This window comes from Leifsonia sp. NCR5, from assembly GCF_002105485.1.
Classification (GTDB): domain Bacteria; phylum Actinomycetota; class Actinomycetes; order Actinomycetales; family Microbacteriaceae; genus Leifsonia.
The window spans coordinates 81,259-100,510 of record NZ_NCSR01000004.1; the positions used below are offsets into that span (position 1 = coordinate 81,259).

Annotated in this window: 19 protein-coding genes and 2 tRNA genes; 10 read left to right on the top strand and 11 right to left on the bottom strand. The window is 70.1% G+C overall.

Annotated features, from left to right (window positions below; translation table 11 throughout):
- Positions 1-4: 4 nt before the first annotated feature.
- Positions 5-82: transfer RNA gene (locus B7438_RS05120), tRNA-Pro, on the bottom strand.
- Between the two features lie 197 nt (positions 83-279).
- Between B7438_RS05120 and B7438_RS05125 the strand changes: the two genes are divergently transcribed.
- A tRNA-Gly gene (locus B7438_RS05125) sits at positions 280-350 on the top strand.
- Positions 351-368: 18 nt separating this feature from the next.
- Here B7438_RS05125 and B7438_RS05130 read toward each other — a convergent pair.
- From B7438_RS05130 to B7438_RS05150, 5 genes are all read right to left on the bottom strand, one after another.
- On the bottom strand, positions 369-833 hold the full coding sequence (locus tag B7438_RS05130; protein WP_085368482.1) for a GNAT family N-acetyltransferase: 465 nt from the start codon (positions 831-833) through the stop codon (positions 369-371).
- 9 nt (positions 834-842) lie between these two features.
- On the bottom strand, positions 843-1,349 hold the full coding sequence (locus tag B7438_RS05135; protein WP_143465630.1) for a hypothetical protein: 507 nt from the start codon (positions 1,347-1,349) through the stop codon (positions 843-845).
- Between the two features lie 226 nt (positions 1,350-1,575).
- On the bottom strand, positions 1,576-1,788 hold the full coding sequence (locus tag B7438_RS05140; RefSeq protein WP_085368484.1) for an antitoxin: 213 nt from the start codon (positions 1,786-1,788) through the stop codon (positions 1,576-1,578).
- A gap of 70 nt (positions 1,789-1,858) precedes the next feature.
- Entirely contained in the window at positions 1,859-2,515 is a 657-nt protein-coding gene (locus B7438_RS05145) for a response regulator transcription factor (protein WP_085368485.1), read from the bottom strand.
- Positions 2,516-2,612: 97 nt separating this feature from the next.
- Positions 2,613-4,040, bottom strand: a complete 1,428-nt coding sequence (locus tag B7438_RS05150; RefSeq protein WP_085368486.1) for a sensor domain-containing protein — start codon at positions 4,038-4,040, stop codon at positions 2,613-2,615.
- Positions 4,041-4,218: 178 nt separating this feature from the next.
- Between B7438_RS05150 and B7438_RS05155 the strand changes: the two genes are divergently transcribed.
- A complete protein-coding gene (locus B7438_RS05155; RefSeq protein WP_085368487.1) occupies positions 4,219-4,701 on the top strand; it encodes a Dps family protein in 483 nt (160 codons plus the stop codon).
- 91 nt (positions 4,702-4,792) lie between these two features.
- Here B7438_RS05155 and B7438_RS05160 read toward each other — a convergent pair whose 3' ends face one another.
- Genes B7438_RS05160 through B7438_RS05175 form a run of 4 tightly spaced genes read right to left on the bottom strand, consistent with a single transcriptional unit; the run spans position 4,793 to position 8,487 of the window.
- The gene (locus B7438_RS05160) at positions 4,793-6,358 is read right to left on the bottom strand and encodes an amidohydrolase (RefSeq protein WP_256921875.1); all 1,566 of its coding nucleotides are present in this window, start codon (positions 6,356-6,358) and stop codon (positions 4,793-4,795) included.
- Positions 6,355-6,993, bottom strand: a complete 639-nt coding sequence (locus B7438_RS05165; RefSeq protein WP_085368488.1) for an FMN-binding negative transcriptional regulator — start codon at positions 6,991-6,993, stop codon at positions 6,355-6,357. Before B7438_RS05165 ends, B7438_RS05160 begins: the two co-directional genes overlap by 4 nt.
- Positions 6,994-7,006: 13 nt before the next feature.
- Entirely contained in the window at positions 7,007-7,999 is a 993-nt protein-coding gene (locus B7438_RS05170; protein WP_085368489.1) for an Fpg/Nei family DNA glycosylase, read from the bottom strand.
- Positions 7,999-8,487 (bottom strand): ribose-5-phosphate isomerase, encoded by a 489-nt coding sequence (locus tag B7438_RS05175; protein ID WP_085368490.1) that lies wholly within the window; start codon positions 8,485-8,487, stop codon positions 7,999-8,001. The genes B7438_RS05170 and B7438_RS05175 overlap by 1 nt, the downstream gene beginning before the upstream one ends.
- Positions 8,488-8,591: 104 nt before the next feature.
- On the opposite strand from B7438_RS05175, the gene pepN reads away from it, so the two are divergent.
- The 8 genes from pepN (at position 8,592) to B7438_RS05215 (ending at position 18,569) form a co-directional block, all read left to right on the top strand.
- A complete protein-coding gene (gene pepN, locus B7438_RS05180; protein ID WP_085368491.1) occupies positions 8,592-11,135 on the top strand; it encodes an aminopeptidase N in 2,544 nt (847 codons plus the stop codon).
- A gap of 193 nt (positions 11,136-11,328) precedes the next feature.
- Positions 11,329-12,240 carry an ATP-binding cassette domain-containing protein gene (locus tag B7438_RS05185; protein ID WP_085368492.1) on the top strand — a complete coding sequence of 304 codons (912 nt, stop codon included), beginning with the start codon at positions 11,329-11,331 and terminating at the stop codon, positions 12,238-12,240.
- Entirely contained in the window at positions 12,237-13,067 is an 831-nt protein-coding gene (locus tag B7438_RS05190) for an ABC transporter permease subunit (protein WP_085368493.1), read from the top strand. The genes B7438_RS05185 and B7438_RS05190 overlap by 4 nt, the downstream gene beginning before the upstream one ends.
- A gap of 21 nt (positions 13,068-13,088) precedes the next feature.
- Positions 13,089-14,450, top strand: a complete 1,362-nt coding sequence (locus tag B7438_RS05195) for a sensor histidine kinase (RefSeq protein ID WP_085368494.1) — start codon at positions 13,089-13,091, stop codon at positions 14,448-14,450.
- A complete protein-coding gene (locus tag B7438_RS05200) occupies positions 14,447-15,124 on the top strand; it encodes a response regulator transcription factor (RefSeq protein ID WP_085368495.1) in 678 nt (225 codons plus the stop codon). Before B7438_RS05195 ends, B7438_RS05200 begins: the two co-directional genes overlap by 4 nt.
- A 55-nt stretch (positions 15,125-15,179) precedes the next feature.
- Complete coding sequence (locus B7438_RS05205) at positions 15,180-16,427, top strand: mechanosensitive ion channel family protein (protein WP_143465633.1); 1,248 nt, start codon at positions 15,180-15,182, stop codon at positions 16,425-16,427.
- A gap of 1 nt (position 16,428) precedes the next feature.
- Entirely contained in the window at positions 16,429-16,866 is a 438-nt protein-coding gene (locus B7438_RS05210; RefSeq protein ID WP_085368497.1) for a globin, read from the top strand.
- A 44-nt stretch (positions 16,867-16,910) separates the two neighbouring features.
- On the top strand, positions 16,911-18,569 hold the full coding sequence (locus tag B7438_RS05215; RefSeq protein WP_085368498.1) for an FAD-binding dehydrogenase: 1,659 nt from the start codon (positions 16,911-16,913) through the stop codon (positions 18,567-18,569).
- Here the strand turns inward: B7438_RS05215 and B7438_RS05220 are convergent.
- The gene (locus B7438_RS05220; protein ID WP_085368499.1) at positions 18,566-19,249 is read right to left on the bottom strand and encodes a hypothetical protein; all 684 of its coding nucleotides are present in this window, start codon (positions 19,247-19,249) and stop codon (positions 18,566-18,568) included. The genes B7438_RS05215 and B7438_RS05220 overlap by 4 nt on opposite strands.
- Positions 19,250-19,252 lie beyond the last annotated feature (3 nt).

The window sequence follows — 19,252 nt, forward strand, 5'->3', positions numbered from 1 at the left end:
TGACTGGTCGGGGCGACAGGATTCGAACCTGCGACCTCCCGCTCCCAAAGCGGGCGCTCTAGCCAAGCTGAGCTACGCCCCGGGTTCTAGCCAACCCGCCCGGTCCGTTACCCCGACACGAACAAACCCGTCGGGGGCGAAAGACCACGCGCAAGTCTACTGCACGACCATGACCCGCCGCGCGCCAGAGCCCTCACGGCGGTCCGCCACGCGCGTGGCGGTCGGACCGGGGTCCGAACCTGTACTACGATGTTCTGGTGCCCATCGCGAGATGGGAGCGGGGATGTAGCTCAATGGTAGAGCCTCAGTCTTCCAAACTGATTACGCGGGTTCGATTCCCGTCATCCCCTCTGATTCCGGCTTCCGCGTCACGCTCGCACGTGCAGCAGCACGTCCTCGGAGGCGAACCCCGCCCGTCTGTAGAACGGCACGGCCCCGGCGCTCGAGTGCACCGTGACCGGTTCCAGCCCGAGGTCCGCTGCGCGTTCGAGCACGGCACGCACGAGCCGTGCTCCGATGCCCGAGTTCCGAAGCTCGGGGACGACGTAGACGCACTGCACGTCGCCGAACGCGCGATCGAACGCACGCGCGCTCGGCACCCGCTGTGTGATGGCGAGCCAGGCCATCCCGATCACGATGCCGTCGGACGCGACGGCGGCGAAACAGGTGTGCGTCGACGTGTGGGCGCCGCCCCATTCCGCGAACCGCTCGGAGAAGACGTCTCGCGACTCGTCCGGCGAGCCACCGTTCTCCAGCAGCGAATCCCAGCGCAGACCACCGACGTCGAGCAGTTGGGAGGCTGAGGCAATCCTGACATCCACGGCGACGTTCATCCGGTCACACTACTGAAGGGCCGCATCCGGGGCTGCGAATGCTGCGCACCATTCTTGGGCAGCTGCTACCGTCGCCTCGCGATCCCACGACGTGGTGTCCAGCACGGTCAGCGTGTCGGGCGCACCGACGCGCGACTGCCGCAACTCCTCGTTCAGGGCGACGTGACGGTCGACGTCGATTCCTTTCCTACTACCGGGCCTCCCGATGATCCGGGCGCGGATCGTCGCTTCGTCGGCGGTCAGAGCCAGGAAGTGGACGGGGACGGATGCCTCCATCCGGGTGGTGAGCACCTGCTCGGGGAGGGCGACTCCGCAGAGGACAGGGATGAGTCCGTTGTCCTGGATCTCGAGGCCGAGCTGCCACAGATAGGCCCAGAACGCCAGGTAGTCGCGGCGGCCGTCGGCGACGGCGTGCGCGCCGGATGCAAGAGTGTCCCCATCCAGCGCCAGCACACCCGAAGCAGCGGCCAGCGCCGCGCAGACGAGGGACTTTCCCGACGCAGGCACGCCCGTCACGACCAGAAACGGCAGGTCAGGGCGCTCGCGTTCCGCGCCACAGAAGTCGCACACGACAACGCGACCCGTTACGCTCCCCCGGCCATAACTCCCGCACTGCACGCACACCATCGCCATGCACCCATGTTCGTGCACCTCCACACGACAACGCTCAGCGACCCACGCACAACGCAGAAGCGGCCGCTCCCCCGCAGAGGAACGGCCGCTCGCACGGAAACCGCGGGGACTACTCCGTCCCCACCGCCTTGTCGGCCGCGTCGCGGGCGCCGTCGATCTGGCCCTCGAATTTGCCTCCGGTGACCTTGTTGGCCGCGTCGGCGACGCCGTCGAGGAGTTTGTCGCTGATGTCTTCGGCCTGCTCGCTCTTGAGGGCGTTCTTGACCTGGTCGCTGTCGAGGAACTCTTTGGCCTTGCTGGTGATGTCGTCGAATCCGGCCATTGTGGCACCTGCTTTCGTCGATGGATCGAAGTGCCTACATTCTGGTGTTCCCGCCCGCGCGCGGCAAGGTTCAGCGTTGCAGGAAGGCCAGCACCGCGAGCACCCGGCGGTGGTCGTCTCCGGAGTCCTCCAAGCCCAGCTTCTGGAAGATTGCGGTGACGTTCTTCTCGACGGCGCCCACCCCGATGACGAGGCGCTGGGCGATCCCGGCGTTCGTCCTGCCTTCCGCCATCAGTTGCAGCACCTCGCGTTCGCGCGGGGTGAGCGACGCGAGCGGGTCCGTGCGGCGCACGAGCAGTTCGCGGACCACCTGCGGGTCGAGGACGGTGCCGCCGTCCGCCACGCGGGTGACCGCATCCCGCAGCTCGTCGAGGGAGGCGATGCGGTCCTTCAGCAGGTAACCGGTGCCGCCCTGGCCGCTCGCCAGCAACTCCTGGGCGTACGTGCCCTCCACATACTGGCTCAGCAGCAGCACGCCGATCTCCGGATGCGTCGCCCGCAGCGTCAGCGCAGCGCGCACGCCTTCGTCGCGGAAGGTCGGCGGCATCCGCACATCCAGCACCGCCACATCCGGCGCGAGCGAGCCGATGGACTCCAGCAGGGTGTCCGCGTCGCCGTACGCGCCGACCGTCTCGAAGCCGGCTTCGTCGAACAGCCGCACCAGGCCCTCGCGCAGCAGCACGGAGTCGTCGGCGATGACCAGGCGGAGACCGTCAGGAGAATTCACCCCACCAGCCTAGAGGGGCCTCACAGCACGCCGCGGCGGGGCGCCCACCCGAATGGATGCGCACCCCGCCGCCCACACGCCGCCAGCACGCCGCCGACTACACCGGGATGCGCGCCCCGATCCTCGTCGGACCGCCCACCGGGCTGTCCACCACGAACTCGCCGCGCAGCCCGTGCACGCGCTCGCCCAGGCCGGCGAGGCCGTGGCCGGCCACCGTCGACGCTCCCCCGGCGCCATTGTCGGTCAGCCAGACGCTCAGCCATGCCGCGCCCGTCGCCGGGTCGACCGTGCGGTCGAGGAACAGCCGCGCCTCGGTCGCACCGGAGTGCTTGGCCAGGTTCGCGGACAACTCCGCCGCCACGAAATACACGCTGCGCTCCAGCTCGGGCGAGAACCGCACGCCGGGCTCGATCGACGACTCCACCCGCAGCGGGATGGGGCTGCGTGCCGCGAGCGAGTCGATCGCGGCGACGAGTCCCCTGTCCTGCAGGATCGGCGGAGCGAAACCACGGGACAGCGCCCGCAGCTCCTCCAGGGTGTCGTGCGCCTGCTGCCCGGCCTCCGCGAGGATGGCGCGGGCCGCATCCGGATCGTCGGCGAGCTTCCGCTCCGCGGCCGCGATGTCCATCTGCAGCCGCACCAGCCGCTGCTGCGGGCCGTCGTGCAGGTCGCGCTCCAGGCGGCGCAGCGCCTGGTCCTCCGCCACGATGGCTGCACCGCGAGAGGCGGACAGGTCGGCGACCTCTCGCTGCAGCGCCTCCGAGCGCCACGCCCCGAGCATCCCCTGCGCGATCACACTGTGCAGCGAGATGAGCCCGCGGGTGATGAACGGGAGGGTCAGGGCGAAAATCACGCCGATGACGAGGTCGAGGATCGCCTCGCCCATCACCGGATCGAACGTCGAGCGGACATTGAAAACCCAGTCCACGATGATGCGCGACAGGTACACCTCGCGGTCGCCGTTCGGGATGAACCTCTCCCAGAACCACGCCGTCAGCCCGCCGAGCGCGACGGCCGACCACGCGATGGTGAGCGTCCACGAGACGATGCTGACGATGGGGTTGATGATGAGCGTGTGCAGCAGGTACAGCCAGTAGTGCCCGTTCACGAACGGACCGAACATCGTGCGCCAGAACGTCTGCGGCCGGGACGGATCCGTCCACTGCGGTTCGGTGATCTCCGGACGGCCGGCCCAGCGCAACCGCGTGATCTCGAGCGTGCCGAACGCGCGGACGACGTAGAACGTGGCGATCAGCACGAACAGCCCGACATAGATGATGAGCGTGCCGACGCCCGTCCAGAACAGAGTCAGCCCCACCGACATGCCAACGATCGCGATCGGCATGGTCAGCAGCAGGAACCCGAGTTCGCGGGGAACGCCGCGCCACAGGGCGCCGTACCCTCGCCGGGATGCGGCGGGCGCCGTCTGTGCAGGGGATGCGCCGGCGGGCTGGTCGGGGGTGCTCACAGCATCCAGAGTGCCAGACGCCGCGGCGACGTGGAGCGGAGGGGTGTCAGTGCTCATGGTGTGGTCTCCTTGATCATGACTCCAGCCTTCCGAACCGGCGGTACGGCCGGTATCGGGTGGCCGCCCGGACCGGTACGGGGGTTACCCCACCCTTAGTTAGCGGAGGCTCAGCTTCGTTGCGGAATTTCACCGAACGCGTAGCGTTGTCACCAGTCAGATGAAAGGACGCCAACCCATGACGGACATCGCCGCAACCCAGAGTGTTTCGAACCCCGACGTCGCCGCAGGAGTCGCGCAGTTCCTGAGCCCGGTCGTCATCGACCTGACCGCCCTGGTCGTCAACGGAAAGCAGGCGCACTGGCACGTGCGCGGCGCCAACTTCATCGGCGTCCACGAACTGCTCGACACGATCGTCGCGCACGCCCAGGAGTGGGCAGACCTCGCCGCGGAGCGCATCGTCGCCCTCGGCCTCCCGGTCGACGCCCGCCTCGGCACCGTGGCAGCCAAGACCAGCACCACCGAACTCACCGCCGGCTTCCGCCAGTCGAACGACACGATCGCCGAGGTCATCGGCCAGATCGACGCAGCGCTCGCCAACGTGAACGCCGCCGTCAAGGAACTCGACGAGCTCGACCAGACCAGCCAGGACATCGCCATCGAGATCGCCCGCGGCCTCGACAAGGACCGCTGGTTCCTGTTCGCGCACATCAGCAAGTAACGCTGCACAGACACCCGGAACGGCCCTGGATCGCCCGACGATCCGGGGCCGTTCCGTGTGTCAGGCGATGGATACTGCGGCCGGCCGGGCGCTACACCCAGCCGACGCCGTCGTGCGTGAAGCGGCCGCCGAGCAGGGTCGCCGCCACGGGCATCCCGCGCAGGTCGGCGGAGCGGCAGGTGAACGGGTCGGCGTCGAGCACCGCGATGTCGGCCGGCTCCCCCACGCCGATGTGCGACCGGGTGGATGCGCGCAGCGCGGCATCCCGCGCCAGCGCCTGCTCCGAATGCCACGGCTCCCGGCCGTCGCGTGAGCGGGTGACCGCGGCCGACAGCGCGATCCACGGGTCGAGCGGCGCGACGGGAGCGTCGGAGCCGAACGCGATCACCGCCCCGGATGCGTGCAGCTCGGCGAGCGGGAACGCCCGCCCCGTGCGACCCCGCCACAGCACGTCGGCGACGTCGCGGTCGTCCATCGCGTGCTCCGGCTGAACGCTCGCGGTGACACCCAGGCGCGCGAAGCGGGGAACGTCGGCGGCGTCGAGCAACTGCGCGTGCTCGATCCTGCCGCCGCAGCCGACCTCCTCGAACGCGTCGAGCGCGAGCGTGTTGGCGCGGTCGCCGATGGCGTGCACGGCCGGTTCGATGCCGTTCGAGGACGCCCGGCGCATCCACTGGACGAGTTCTGCGGTGCTGAGGTTGGCGACGCCGTGGCCGCCGTCCGGATAGGCGCCGACGCAGAGGGCCGTGCGGGTGTTGAGCGAGCCGTCGCTGATGATCTTCGCAGGACCGACGGTGAGCAGCCCGTCGGTGCCGCCGATCGCCGCGCCGGTGCGGAGGCCGGCGGCGATGGCGCGTTCCAGGTCGTCCGGGTAGATGCCGAACTCGACCCGCAGCGAACGGGCGGCGCCGGACGCCGCTGCGCCCATCCTGCGCCGCCACACCTCCAAGTTCCAGCCGTACTCGAGGTCGACGATGCCCACCACGCCGCGCGCAGCGGCGGCCTCCGCCGCCTCGGCCGCCCACCGGTCGAGGGTGGCGTCGTCCGCGGCCGACAGCATGCTCGTCACCGCGAAGCTCGCGTCCTCGCGGAGCACGGCGGCCGACGGGTCGTCGGCGGTGTCCGGAGCGAACCGGCGCGCGGCGGCGGTGCTCAGCCAGGAACAGTGCAGGTCACCGGCGATCAGCACGACCTCCCGCCTGTCCGCCGCCGCGTCGAGCAGCGCGCGGGTGGGCTGGTCCGGCCAGAGGGCGTCGTGGAAGCCGAAGCCGACGAGCGGCTCCTCCGCCTCCGCTCCCGCCTTGCGCTCCGCGGCGATGCGGTCGCGCACCAGGTCGGCGGCCTCCGCGGCCGAGTGTGCGTGCGACAGGTCGAGGCGCCGTGCGGTCTGCGCCCACTGCGTGAAGTGGACGTGCTGATCCCAGAGCCCCGGCACGATCCAGCGGCCGTCGAGATGCGCCACCCGCACGCCGTCGCCACCTCCGGTCGACGCCGACCGCGCGTCGACGCTCCCGGTCGGGCCCACCGCGGCGATGCGCCCGTCGCGCAGCAGCACGTCGTGCGCGCCATCCACGCCCGGGATGCGCGCCCCGGTCAGCAGCAGGGGAACCCCCGGCACCGCATCCGGCTCGGACGATGCGCGAGCGTCCGGCGTCACCGGGCTGCGCGCATCCGGTCGTGCACCCTGCGCATCTCGGCGGCGAGGTCGCGGCTGGCGTAGACGCCGTCGCCCTCGAGCTCGCCGATGATCCTGTCGACCGTCTCGGCCGGCTTGTTCTGGCTGAGCTTGCTCTTGGCGACGATCTTCGTGGGCGTGAGGCGCATCCCGACCGTGCCGGAGGAGATGCGCTGCGCATACGCGGCGTCCTGTGGCGTGCCCTCCATGCGGCGCGGCGACGGCATCCGGTCTTCGAAGTGGTCGACCAGCCGGCCGAGCACCGCGAAGTTCTCCTCGTCGCTCAGGATCTCCGGGACGCCGCTCAGGTGCGCCGCCGTGAAGTTCCAGGTGGGCACGGCGGGGTTGGCGTCGTACCAGCCGGGCGAGATGTAGCCGTGCGGACCCTGCACGATGACGAGCAGCTCGTGCTGCCCGAGTTCGTGGAGCAGGTCGTCCGGTCGGCCGACGTGGGTGACGATCGAGAGATCGTCCCGCGACTCGTCCACCAGGATCGGATAGTGCGACGCGACCAGCCCGGCCTCGGTCGAGCTGACGATCGTGGCCCACGGGTTGAGGCGGATCAGCCGCTTGATCTCCTCGACGTCGGCGAGGGCGAAGCTGGGATTCTGTCTCATCGTCGGTCTCCGCTCAAGCCTGGTCTTTGGGGCACCAGTACAGTTTGCGCCCTCCGAGCAGCTCCATCACGATGTGCGTGCCGCACACGCGGCACGGCAGTCCCTCGCGCTTGTAGACCCAGTGCCGGTCTTCGCGGCTCGCCATCGCCTTGCGGTACGCCTCGGGGTCGAGGTCGTCCATCGTCATCATCTGACCGGTCTCCACGCCGATGCGCAGCAGCCTGCCCCAGTCGCGCCAGAGCTCGCGCACCGTGTCCTCCGGCACCTGCTTGCCGGGCGTGTGCGGATTCTGCCTGGCACGGAACAGCAGTTCGGCCCGGTAGACGTTCCCGATCCCCGCCACCACGTTCTGGTCCATCAGCAGCAGCGCGATGGAGGTGGGCTTCTTCCGGACGGCGGTGACGAAGCGGTCTTCTGCCGCCTGGTCGTCGGAGAGCAGCGGGTCCGGGCCGAGCTTGGCGATCACCGCATCCACTTCTGCCGGGTCGAGCACCTCGCACGCCGTCGGGCCGCGGAGGTCGGCGACGGCGGTGTCGCTGAGCAGCCGAACGCGCACCTGGCCGATCGGCTCCGGCGGGAACGTCGTGATCTCGTCCTCCACCTTCTCCGACTCCGCCATGCGCAGCCGGGTGCGCCGGGGCGCCCCGATGCTGTGCAGCGAGTTCTCGCCCGCCCTGTCGAGCACCGTGTCGTCGTCCACGGCGGTGCCGCGCTGGTTGGTCTGCCCCATCCGGCCGTTGGCCGCAGCGATGGTCGGGTCGATGCTGATGTCGCCCGCGAAGTCCCACGCGCCGTAGATGCCCAGGTGGATGCGCAGCCACAGCCCGTTGTCGAACTCCAGGAACATCTGCTTGCCCACGGCGCGGGCGTCGGTCATCACGTGCCCGTCGATGCGGGATGCGCCCTCCGCGAAGCGCCCCTGCGGCGACGACACCTGGATGCGGTGCCCGACGAAGTTGCTCGCGAACTGGCGCGCGATGCGGTGGACGGAGTGGCCCTCGGGCATCAGCGGTCCACGTTCTTGCCCGCGATGTCTCCCGTCGCCTCGAACTCGGCGAGCTGGGCGATGCGGCGCACGTGGCGTTCCTCGAACGAGAACGGCTCGGCGATGAAGACGTCGATGAAGCGCGTGGCCTCTTCGACCGTGTGCTGCCTGGCTCCGATGGAGATGACGTTGGCGTCGTTGTGCTGGCGGGCCAGCTGCGCCGTGCTCTCGTTCCAGACCAGGGCGGCGCGGGCGCCGATCACCTTGTTGGCCGCGATCTGCTCTCCGTTGCCCGAACCGCCGAAGACGACGCCGAGCGCCTCCACCCCCGCCTGCTGGTCGGCGACGACCGCCTTCGCAGCGTTGATGCAGAACGCCGGGTAGTCGTCGATGGGGTCGTAGGTCGTGGGACCGTGATCGACGACCTCGTGACCGGCCTCGGTGAGGTGGGCCTGAAGGTGGGTGCTGAAGTCCAGACCGGCGTGGTCGGTGGCGATGTGGATGCGCATGCACCCAGTTTAGGGACGGCCACCGACGCCGAGGGACCGCTGACAGCCGATGCGTCTAGGGTTGTCCATTGGACACAATCCGTCGAATCTTCAAGGAGTCAGCGTTGCCAGGAGAAAACCTCACCCGCGTCGAAGCCCAGGAGCGTGCTTCGCTCGTCAGCACCCATTCCTATGACGTCGTCCTCGACCTGACGACCGGGCCGGAGACGTTCCTCAGCACCACCACCGTGCGCTTCGACGCAGAAGAGGGAGCGTCGACGTTCATCGACGCGATCACCCGCACGGTCCACAGCGTCACCCTCAACGGCGTCGAGCTCGACCCCGCGCAGGTCAGCGACGGCGTGCGCATCCAGCTGGACGGCCTGCAGGCACAGAACGAGCTGACCGTGGTCGCAGACGCCATCTACACCAACACCGGTGAGGGCCTCCACCGCTTCGTCGACCCCGTCGACGGCGAGGTCTACCTCTACAGCCAGTTCGAGGTGCCGGACTCGCGCCGCATGTTCGCGGTGTTCGAGCAGCCGGACCTCAAGGCCGAGTTCACCTTCACGGTGACGGCGCCCGCGCACTGGGCCGTCGTCAGCAACTCCCCCACCCCCGAGCCGACGGACGCCGGCGACGGCGCGAAGACCTGGGCCTTCCCGGCGACCAGCCGCATCTCCTCGTACATCACCGCGCTCATCGCCGGCCCGTACGAGTCCGTGCACAGCGAGCTCACCAGCCGCGACGGCCGCACCATCCCGCTCGGCGTCTACGCGCGCAAGTCGCTGGCCGAGTACCTGGATGCCGACTACATCTTCGAGAAGACCCGTGAGGGCTTCGCGTTCTACGAGGAGAAGTTCGACTACGCGTACCCGTTCGAGAAGTACGACCAGCTCTTCGTGCCCGAGTTCAACGCCGGCGCGATGGAGAACGCCGGGGCGATCACCTTCACGGAGACCTACGTCTTCCGCTCCAAGGTCACGGACGCCATCAAGGAGCGCCGGGTCGTCACGATCCTGCACGAGCTGGCGCACATGTGGTTCGGCGACCTGGTGACGATGAAGTGGTGGAACGACCTCTGGCTGAACGAGTCGTTCGCCGAGTACGCCTCCACGCTGGCCACCGCAGAGGCCACGGAGTGGCACGAAGCGTGGACCACCTTCGCTGCGATGGAGAAGGGCTGGGCGTACAAGCAGGACCAGCTGCCGTCCACGCACCCCATCGTCGCGACCATCAACGACCTGGAGGACGTGCAGGTCAACTTCGACGGCATCACGTACGCCAAGGGCGCATCCGTGCTCAAGCAGCTGGTGGCGTGGGTCGGCCAGGACGACTTCCTCGCCGGTGTCGCCCAGTACTTCAAGAAGCACGAGCACTCCAACACAGAGCTGCGCGACCTGCTCGTCGAGCTGGAGGCGACCAGCGGCCGCGACCTCACCGACTGGTCGGAGAAGTGGCTGGAGACCGCGGGCGTCAACACGCTCCGCCCGGAAATCGAGGTGGATGCCGACGGCACGATCACGTCGTTCTCCGTGCTGCAGACCGCCGCAGCCGACTACCCCACCATCCGTCCGCACCGTCTGGCGATCGGGTTCTACAACCTGGTCGACGGCCGCCTCGTGCGCGACCACCGCATCGAACTCGACGTCGACGGTGAGCGCACCGACGTCGCCGAGCTGGTCGGCCTCGCCCGTCCGGCCCTCGTGCTGCTGAACGACGACGACCTCGCGTACGCGAAGATCCGTCTCGACGAGCAGTCCCTGCAGGTGGCCATCGAGCACCTCTCGTCCATCGAGAACCCGCTCGCCCGCTCCCTCGTCTGGGGCGCCGCCTGGGATGCGACCAGGGATGCCGAGACGCCGGCGAGCGACTACGTGCGCCTCGTCCTCGGCAACATCGCGCCGGAGACCGAGTCGACCACCATCCGCACCACGCTGAGCCAGCTGCTCCTCGCCGCTGGGTCGTATGTCGCCCCCGAGCGACAGAAGGCGGCCACCGAGGAGGTCGCCTCCACGCTGTGGACGCTGGCGCAGCAGGCGGAGGCCGGAAGCGACGCGCAGTTCCAGTTCGTCAAGTTCTTCGCCGCTGCAGCGTCGACCGACGAGCAGCTCGCGAACGTCGCCGCCCTGCGCGACGGCACCGTGACCCTGCCCGGCCTCGAGGTCGACACCGACCTCGCCTGGGAGCTGCTGATCGCACTCGCCGCGGGCGGCAAGGCCGGTCGTGCGGAGATCGACGCAGCCCTCGCGAAGGACAACACGGCGAACGGCGCGCAGTTCGCCGCCCAGGCCGCAGCGAGCATCCCGACCCAGGAGGGCAAGCAGGCCGCCTGGGACTCGGTGTTCGCCACGGACACGGCGCCGAACACGATCGTGCGCTTCACCGGCCTCGGCTTCCAGCGCGCGGCGGACAAGGATGTGCTCGCCACGTTCGTGACGCCGTACTTCGAGGCGCTGCAGAGCGTGTGGGAGTCGCGCAGCTACAAGATCGCCGAATACCTGGTGGCGGGCATGTACCCCGCGCCGCTGGCGAACGCCACCCTGCGCGACGCGACCCGCGCCTGGCTCGACGCGAACGCCGAGCCCGCCGCACTGCGCCGCCTCGTGGTCGAGAACCTGGCCGGCGTCGAGCGCGCTCTCGCCGCCCAGGAGCGCGACGCCCGCTAGCCGGGAACGACCGACGCAGCAGCAGCACCATCGAGTGGCCCCGCATCGCCCAGCACATCCCGTGCCCGGGCGGTCGCGGGGCCACTCGCGTCTCCGGGCACGCGCGTCTCGTACCGGGGTACGACAGCCACCGGATGCGGGACCAGACCGCGCGGGGATGCCGCAAACCCCGCCGGTTCAATAGGGTCTAACCATGATCCAACTTGACCGCCTCACCAAGACGTACGGTGCGAAGACCGCCGTCAACGACATCACGGCGACCATCCAACCGGGCAAAGTCACCGGCTTCCTCGGCCCGAACGGCGCGGGCAAGTCGACGACCATGCGCATGATCATGGGACTCGACCGGCCGACGCACGGCACGGCCCTCGTCAACGGGAAGCGCTACGCCGACCACTCGTCGCCGCTCACCGAGGTGGGCGCGCTGCTCGATGCCAAGGCCGTCCACACCGGCAGGAGCGCGTACAATCACCTCCTCGCCATGGCCGCGACCCACGGCATCCCGAAGCGGCGCGTGCACGAGGTGATCGGTCTCGCTGGCCTCGAAGCCGTCGCAGGCAAGCGCGTCGGCGGCTTCTCGCTCGGCATGGGCCAGCGCCTCGGGATCGCGGCGGCCATGCTGGGCGACCCCGCCACGCTCATCCTGGACGAGCCGGTCAACGGTCTCGACCCGGAGGGCGTGCTCTGGGTGCGGCAGTTCGCCAGGCACCTCGCCTCGGAGGGCAGGACCGTGTTCCTCTCCTCGCACCTGATGAGCGAGATGGCGCAGACCGCCGACCACATCATCGTCCTCGGCCGTGGCCGCATCCTCGCGGACGCCCCCGTCGGCGACATCCTCGCGGGAGCCACCCGCAACGCCGTCCGCGTCCGCACGCCGCAGGCCGAGGAGCTGGCCCGCGCCATCGCGGGAGCGGACGTCACGATCACCGGGATCGAGGCCAGCCTCCTCGAGGTCTCCGGCCTCACCAGCGCCCAGGTCGGAGAGGCCGCCGCCCAGTTCGGCATCGTCCTCCACGAGCTCACCCCCCTCAACGCCTCCCTCGAAGAGGCCTACCTCGAACTGACGCAGGACGAGGTCGAATACCGCACGGAGGTCTCCCGATGAGCACCGCAACAGCAACCGCCCCCATCCGGCACACCTCGCTCGGACACCTGAACTTCGCCCGCGTCGTGCGGTCGGAGTGGATCAAGCTGCGCTCGCTGCGCTCCACGTTCTGGACATACGCGATCGTCGTCGTGGTCGGGCTCGGGATGACCTGCCTGGTCGCGTTCACCATCCCCGACACGATCGCGAAGCAGATCCCGGCCGCTCAGCACTCGGCGTTCGTGGTCAACACCGCGTCGTTCGGCGTGACGTTCGGCCAGCTGGCCGTCGCCGTGCTCGGCGTGCTCGCCATCAGCGGCGAGTACTCGACCGGGATGATCCGGTCGTCCTTCGCGGCCGTTCCCAAGCGCCTGCCCGTGCTCGCTGCCAAGGCGATCGTGCTCTTCATCGCCTCGTTCGTGGTCGGCGTCGTCACCGTGGCAGGCTCGTGGGCCATCGCGGCCCCCGTGCTGTCCGGCAAGGGCTTCTCCGCGGACTTCGCCTCGGCGGACACCCTCTGGGCGATCGTCGGCGCCGGAGCGTACCTCGGCCTCGTGTCGGTGTTCGCGCTCGGTCTCGGCACGATCCTCCGCGCGGGTGCAGGCGGCATCGCCGCGGCGCTCGGTGTGGTGTTCCTGCTGCCGATCATCGTGAACCTCGTCGGCTCGCTGACGAACATCGAGTGGATCACCAAAGCGAACAACTATCTGATCAGCGCGGCAGGCGCCGGGATGGCCGGGTCGGACAACGGCGGGTTCGAGCCGTGGGCGAACGTGCTCATCGTGCTCGCCTGGACCGCCGTGTCGTTCGTCATCGGCGCGATCATCCTCAAGCGCCGCGACGCGTAACGCGCCGCACCCCCGCTCCGCATGACAGACGAACAGCTCACCCCCGGCCGGACCTCTCCGGCCGGGGGTGATCTGCAGCTTCCGAGGCCCCCGGGGGTCATCCGGCGCACGATGGCCGCGCATCCGGTGGTCGTCGACAGCATCGTCGCAGCCAGCTACCTCCTCCCGTCGCTGCTCGCCGGCGTGATCGGGATGGTCGTGGAGCCGAGCTGGCAGCTCGGCGTGTACGTCGGGCTGGCGGCCGTCGCCGGCGCAGCCCTGTTCCTCCGCAGGCACAACCCGGTGGCGGTGTTCGCGGTGGGCGCCGCCGTCATGGCGATCACCGTCTTCCTCGGCCACGAGATCGACCCCGTGCCCGCCTTCTACGCGCTGTACGCCCTTGCGGTCTACCGCTCCGCCCGCGCGGCCTGGATCGGGTTCGCGGTGCTCTCCGGTCTCGCCATCGCCACGCTGACCTTCTCGGCCTTCGTGGCGCACGCCGCGATCTTCCACCCGTTCGACAGCGCCGTGGTGCCGTCGGCGATCGTGATCGTCTCCCTCGCACTGTTCTTCGTGCTTGTCGGCATCAACATCGGCAACAGGCGCCGCTACCTCGTCGCCCTGATCGACCGGGCGCAGCAGCTGGCCCGCGAGCGCGACCAGCAGGCGGTGATCGCCGCGACGGCCGAACGCAACAGGATCGCGAGGGAGATGCACGACATCGTCTCGCACAGCCTCACGGTGATGATCACGCTCGCCGACGGCTCCGCCGGGCTGGCCGCGATCTCGCCGGAACGCTCCGCCGATGCGATGCGGATGGTCGCGGAGACCGGGCGCGGCGCGCTCGGCGACATGCGGCGCCTCCTCGGCGTGCTGCGCGCGACCGACGGCGACGGTGACGAGCGCGCCCCGCAGCCCGGCGTCAGCGAACTGAGCGAATTGGTCGAACGCTTCCGCGCAGCCGGGCTCCCCGTGCGCGTCACGGTCGACGGCGTCGCCCCGACCGACACCGGCCAGCAGCTCACCGTGTTCCGCGTCGTGCAGGAGGCGCTGACGAACGCCCTGCGCTACGCGGCGCTCGCGACGACGGTGGAGGTGCGCATCCGGTTCGGGACGGAGACCATCGAGATCACCGTGGACGACGACGCGGCCGTGCACGGCGCCCTCGGGCAGGGTTCCGGTCGCGGACTGCTCGGGTTGAGCGAGCGCGTCGCCCTCTACGGAGGCAGACTGGAGGCAGGACCCAAGCCCGGAGGCGGATGGCGGCTGCGCGCGATCCTCGAGGCGATCCCGCCATCGCCGACCCAGACCCCGCCGCCAACACAGACCCCGCCGCCCACACAGACACCGGCCCAGACGCCGACGACCAGCCCGACCACCACCCCCGAGGAGAACACCCCGTGACCGACGACAACCCGATCCGCGTCCTGCTGGTCGACGACCAGGCGCTCGTCCGGCTCGGCTTCCGGATGGTGCTCGAAGCGGACACCGGACTGCACGTGGTCGGCGAAGCGGCGGACGGCCTCGAAGCCGTGCGGCTCGCCGTCGAGACCCGGCCCGACGTGATCCTGATGGACGTGCGCATGCCGTCGCTCGACGGGATCGAGGCCACCCGGCGCATCGTGGCGGCCAACCCGGATGCGCGCATCATCATCCTCACCACGTTCGACCTCGACGAGTACGCGTTCGGCGGACTCCGGGCCGGCGCGAGCGGGTTCCTCCTCAAAGACGCACGGCCGAGCGAGCTGACCGACGCGATCCGGGCGGTCGCTGCGGGAGACGCTGCGGTGTCCGGGAGGGTGACCAGGTCGATGCTGGAACTGTTCGCCGACCGGCTGCCCGCCGCATCCACCGGCCAGCCGGCGGGCGCCGACCCCACGGCCGCGCTGACCCCGCGCGAGCGCGAGATCCTGCTGGCCATCGCCGAAGGGCTCTCCAACGGCGAGATCGGCACGAAGTTCTTCCTCACCGAGTCGACCGTGAAGACGCACGTCGGGCGGGTGCTGTCGAAGCTGCACCTGCGCGACCGGGTGCACGCGGTGATCTTCGCCTACGACAACGGGCTGGTCGAGCGCTGACGGTGGCGCCGGGTCCAGCGGCCGCCAAGGCGGCCCTCGGTAGGCTTGCATTCCTATGGTGAAGATGAACTTCTGGACTGATTTCGGCGCGTGGGCCATTCAGAGCGGCTGGACGCTGCTCAACGTCGCCTCGATCATCGTCGGTGCCTTCCTGCTCAGCTGGATCCTGCGAGTGGTCATCCGCCGCGTGGTGCGGCAGATCGTCACCGGGGTCAAGAAGAACCAGAACGTGACGGACACCCAGGCCATCTCGGCGTCCCCGCTTGCGGCCGTTCGCGTGGTGCAGAGGACCAGGACGCTCGGCTCCGTGCTCAGCAACATCGTCAACGTGACCATCGGCATCATCGCGATCGTCATGGTCATCGGCGTCCTCGCTCCGACCGCGCTGACCTCGTTCGCGCTGCTCTCCGCCGCCATCGGCGCCGGACTCGGTTTCGGCGCCCAGAACATCGTGCGCGACGTCCTCAACGGCCTGTTCATCGTGATGGAGGACCAGCTCGGCGTCGGCGACGTCGTCGACCTCGGGCCGGCCACCGGCGTGGTGGAGGCGGTCGGCATCCGGATCACCCAGGTGCGCGACGTGAACGGGACGCTCTGGTTCGTCCGCAACGGCGAGATCCTGCGCGTCGGCAACATGTCGCAGGGCTGGTCGCGCGTCATCATCGACCTGGCCGTGCCGTACGAGGTGGACATCGAGGCGGTCGAGGCGAAGATGCTGGAGACGGCGACCGCGCTCGCGACCAGCCCGAAGTGGCGCTCGCGCATCCTGGAGAAGCCGGAGCTGTGGGGCCTCGAGTCGATCTCGGCCGACGCGATGGTGATCCGCATCGTCATCAAGACGCGCACCACCGCCAGGGACGACGTGTCGCGTGAGCTGCGCGTGCGCCTGAAGGCCGCCCTCGACGAGATGGATGTGAAGCTGCCGTCGCTCAACGCGATCGTGCTGAGCGGCTTCGACGGCGCGGCGAGCGTCACGGGGGCGCACCCTCCGCGCACCCGTCCGACGCCGGTGGTGCCGGAGACCCCGCTCAAGGGCCGCAAGGCCCGGGCGGCGGCGAAGCGGTCCGGCGCTGCACCGGCCGACCCGCGCGCACTGCGGATCGCCGGAGTGAAGACCACCGGCGCCGCGAAGCCCGCCGCCGAGGCGAAGGCTGCGAAGCCCGCCACTGGACAGACTCCCAAGACCCCCGGCACCGCGAAGCCCGCCACCGGACAGACCCCCAAGGCCACCGGAGCCGCCAAGCCGTCCACCGGCAGCGGCGCAGGCGACGACGCACCCAAGACCAAACCACCGGCGGAGTGACATGACCATCCCCATCCAGCCGACTCCCCCGCGCCCCTCCGGCGACCCCGGCGGCGAGACGGCAGCCACATTCTACGAGCAGATCGGCGGGCGCGAGACGTTCCGCCGCCTGGTCGACGCGTTCTACCGCGGCGTCGCCGACGACCCCGTGCTCAAGCCGATGTACCCGGAGGACGATCTCGGCCCCGCCGCCGAACGGCTCACCATGTTCCTCGAGCAGTACTGGGGCGGCCCCGGCACGTATAGCGAGCAGCGCGGGCACCCCCGGCTCCGGATGCGCCACATGCCCTTCAAGGTCAACCCGGACGCCCGCGACCGCTGGCTCCTGCACATGCGCGCCGCCGTCGACGAGCTCGACCTCCCGCCGCTTGCCGAGGAGACGCTCTGGTCGTACCTGGAGCGCGCCGCACACGCGATGGTCAATACGTTCGAGGACTGAACCGCGATACTCTCTCGGAAGAACCGTGCCGAAGGAGACACAGGATGAGCCGAACCCCGCAGCAGCCGGATGCGATCGTCGTCGGAGCCGGCCTCGCCGGGCTCGTCGCGGCCGGTGAACTCCTCGATGCAGGCAAGTCCGTCACGATCGTCGAGCAGGAGCCGGCCGCATCCCTCGGCGGACAGGCGTGGTGGTCGTTCGGCGGCCTGTTCCTCGTCGACTCGCCGGAGCAGCGCAGGATGGGCGTGCACGACTCGCTCGCGCTCGCCAGGCAGGACTGGTTCGGCAGCGCGGGCTTCGACCGGGACGAGGACCACTGGCCGCGCCGCTGGGCGGAGGCCTACCTGCAGTTCGCCGCCGGAGAGAAGCGGGCGTGGCTGCACGAGAAGGGCGTCCGGTTCTTCCCCATCGTCGGCTGGGCCGAGCGCGGAGCGGGAGCGGCGGGCGGCCACGGCAACTCGGTCCCCCGCTTCCACATCACCTGGGGCACGGGTCCGGGCGTCGTCGCCCCGTTCGCCGCGCGCCTCGCGGACGGCGTCGCGACCGGGCTGGCGACCGTCCTGCACCGGCACAGGGTCGACGAACTGATCGTCGAGGACGGCAGGGTCACCGGGGTGCGCGGGGCGGTGCTCGCCGAAGACGCGGCAGAGCGCGGAGCTCCGAGCAACCGCGACCAGGTCGGCGACTTCGAGCTACGTGCAGGCGCCGTGATCGTCACGAGCGGCGGCATCGGCGGCAACCACGACCTCGTCCGCGCCGCCTGGCCCGCCAGGCTCGGCACACCGCCCGCGCACATGCTGTCCGGCGTGCCCGCCCACGTCGACGGCCGGATGCTCGGGATCGCCGAGACGGCGGGCGCGCACCTGATCAACGGCGACAGGATGTGGCACTACACCGAGGGCATCCAGAACTGGGATCCGGTGTGGCCGCAGCACGGCATCCGGATCCTGCCCGGCCCGTCGTCGCTCTGGCTGGACGCGAGCGGAGACCGGCTGCCTTCGCCGCTGTTCCCCGGCTTCGACACGCTCGGGACCCTGGAGCACCTGCGCAGGATCGGCTCGGACTACAGCTGGTTCGTGCTCACCCAGAAGATCATCGAGAAGGAGTTCGCGCTGTCCGGCAGCGAACAGAATCCCGACCTCACCGGCAAGGACCTCCGGCTGCTCGCCAAGCGCGTCTCACCCGGCGCGCCCGGACCGGTGGAGGCCTTCAAGGAGAAGGGCGCCGACTTCGTGGTGGCGGACACCATCGACGAGCTCCTCGCCGGGATGCAGGCGCTCTCCGACGTCCCGCTCGACAGCGACCTCGTCGCCCGGCACATCCGGGAACGCGACCGCGAGCTCGACAACGACTTCGGCAAAGACCTGCAGCTCGCCGCGATCCGGGCGGCGAGAGAGTACCGCGGCGACAAGCTCATCCGGGTGGCCAGCCCGCACAAGCTGCTCGACCCGAAGGCCGGGCCGCTCATCGCGGTGAAGCTGCACATCCTCACCAGGAAGAGCCTCGGCGGCATCGAGACCGACCTGGATGCGCGCGTGCTCGGCGCGGACGGCTCCCCCATCCCCGGCCTGTACGCGGCCGGGGAGGCGAGCGGGTTCGGCGGCGGAGGCGTGCACGGCTACCGCGCGCTGGAGGGCACGTTCCTCGGCGGCTGCCTGTTCAGCGGCCGCCAGGCAGGGCGCGCCGCCGCGGCGACGGTCTAGGCGCGCAGGCTCCACGCCTGGCGACGGACCAGGATGTGGCCGCGCTTGGTGGTCAGCCGCGTCCACGGTCCCGTCTCCAGGATGGTCACCGGCTCGCCCTCCGCGAGGAAGCCGAGGCTCTCCGCCGCGAACGCCGCACCGGCCGGCACGTACTCGAGCGTGTCGATCGGCCGACCCCACACCTCGGCGCGCACCCGCTGCACCAGCTGCTCGCCCGTGCCGCTCGGGATGGACTCCGCCACCTCGGCGATGCCGGCCTTCGCCGTCTCCGCCAGCAGCCCGTACGTGGTCTCTCCCACCGGACGCCACCCGCCGCGCGGCGGGGAGATGCCCGCCCAGGTGACGGTCGACACCTCCAACGGCATCCGGATCTCGACGGGCCCGACACCGGCGGCGGGCGTGATCGCCTCGCCGATCCGCGCGAGCCGGTCGAGCAGCGAGCGGATCGGCACCACGGCGTCGAAGTCCGCGCCCTGCACGATCGCGAACGTGCGCAGGCCGAGAACGGTCGGGGTCTGGTCGAGCAGGCCACGCGGATAGAGGATCGCCGTATAGACGGCGAGCACCCCCGACCCACCGATCAGGCGTACCGACCCTTCCTCGACACGGGCCGCCCTGGACAGGTATGTCTGCAGGTCGGCGACGGCGAGGGAATCCACGAGAGAAAATGACTGGCTCATCTG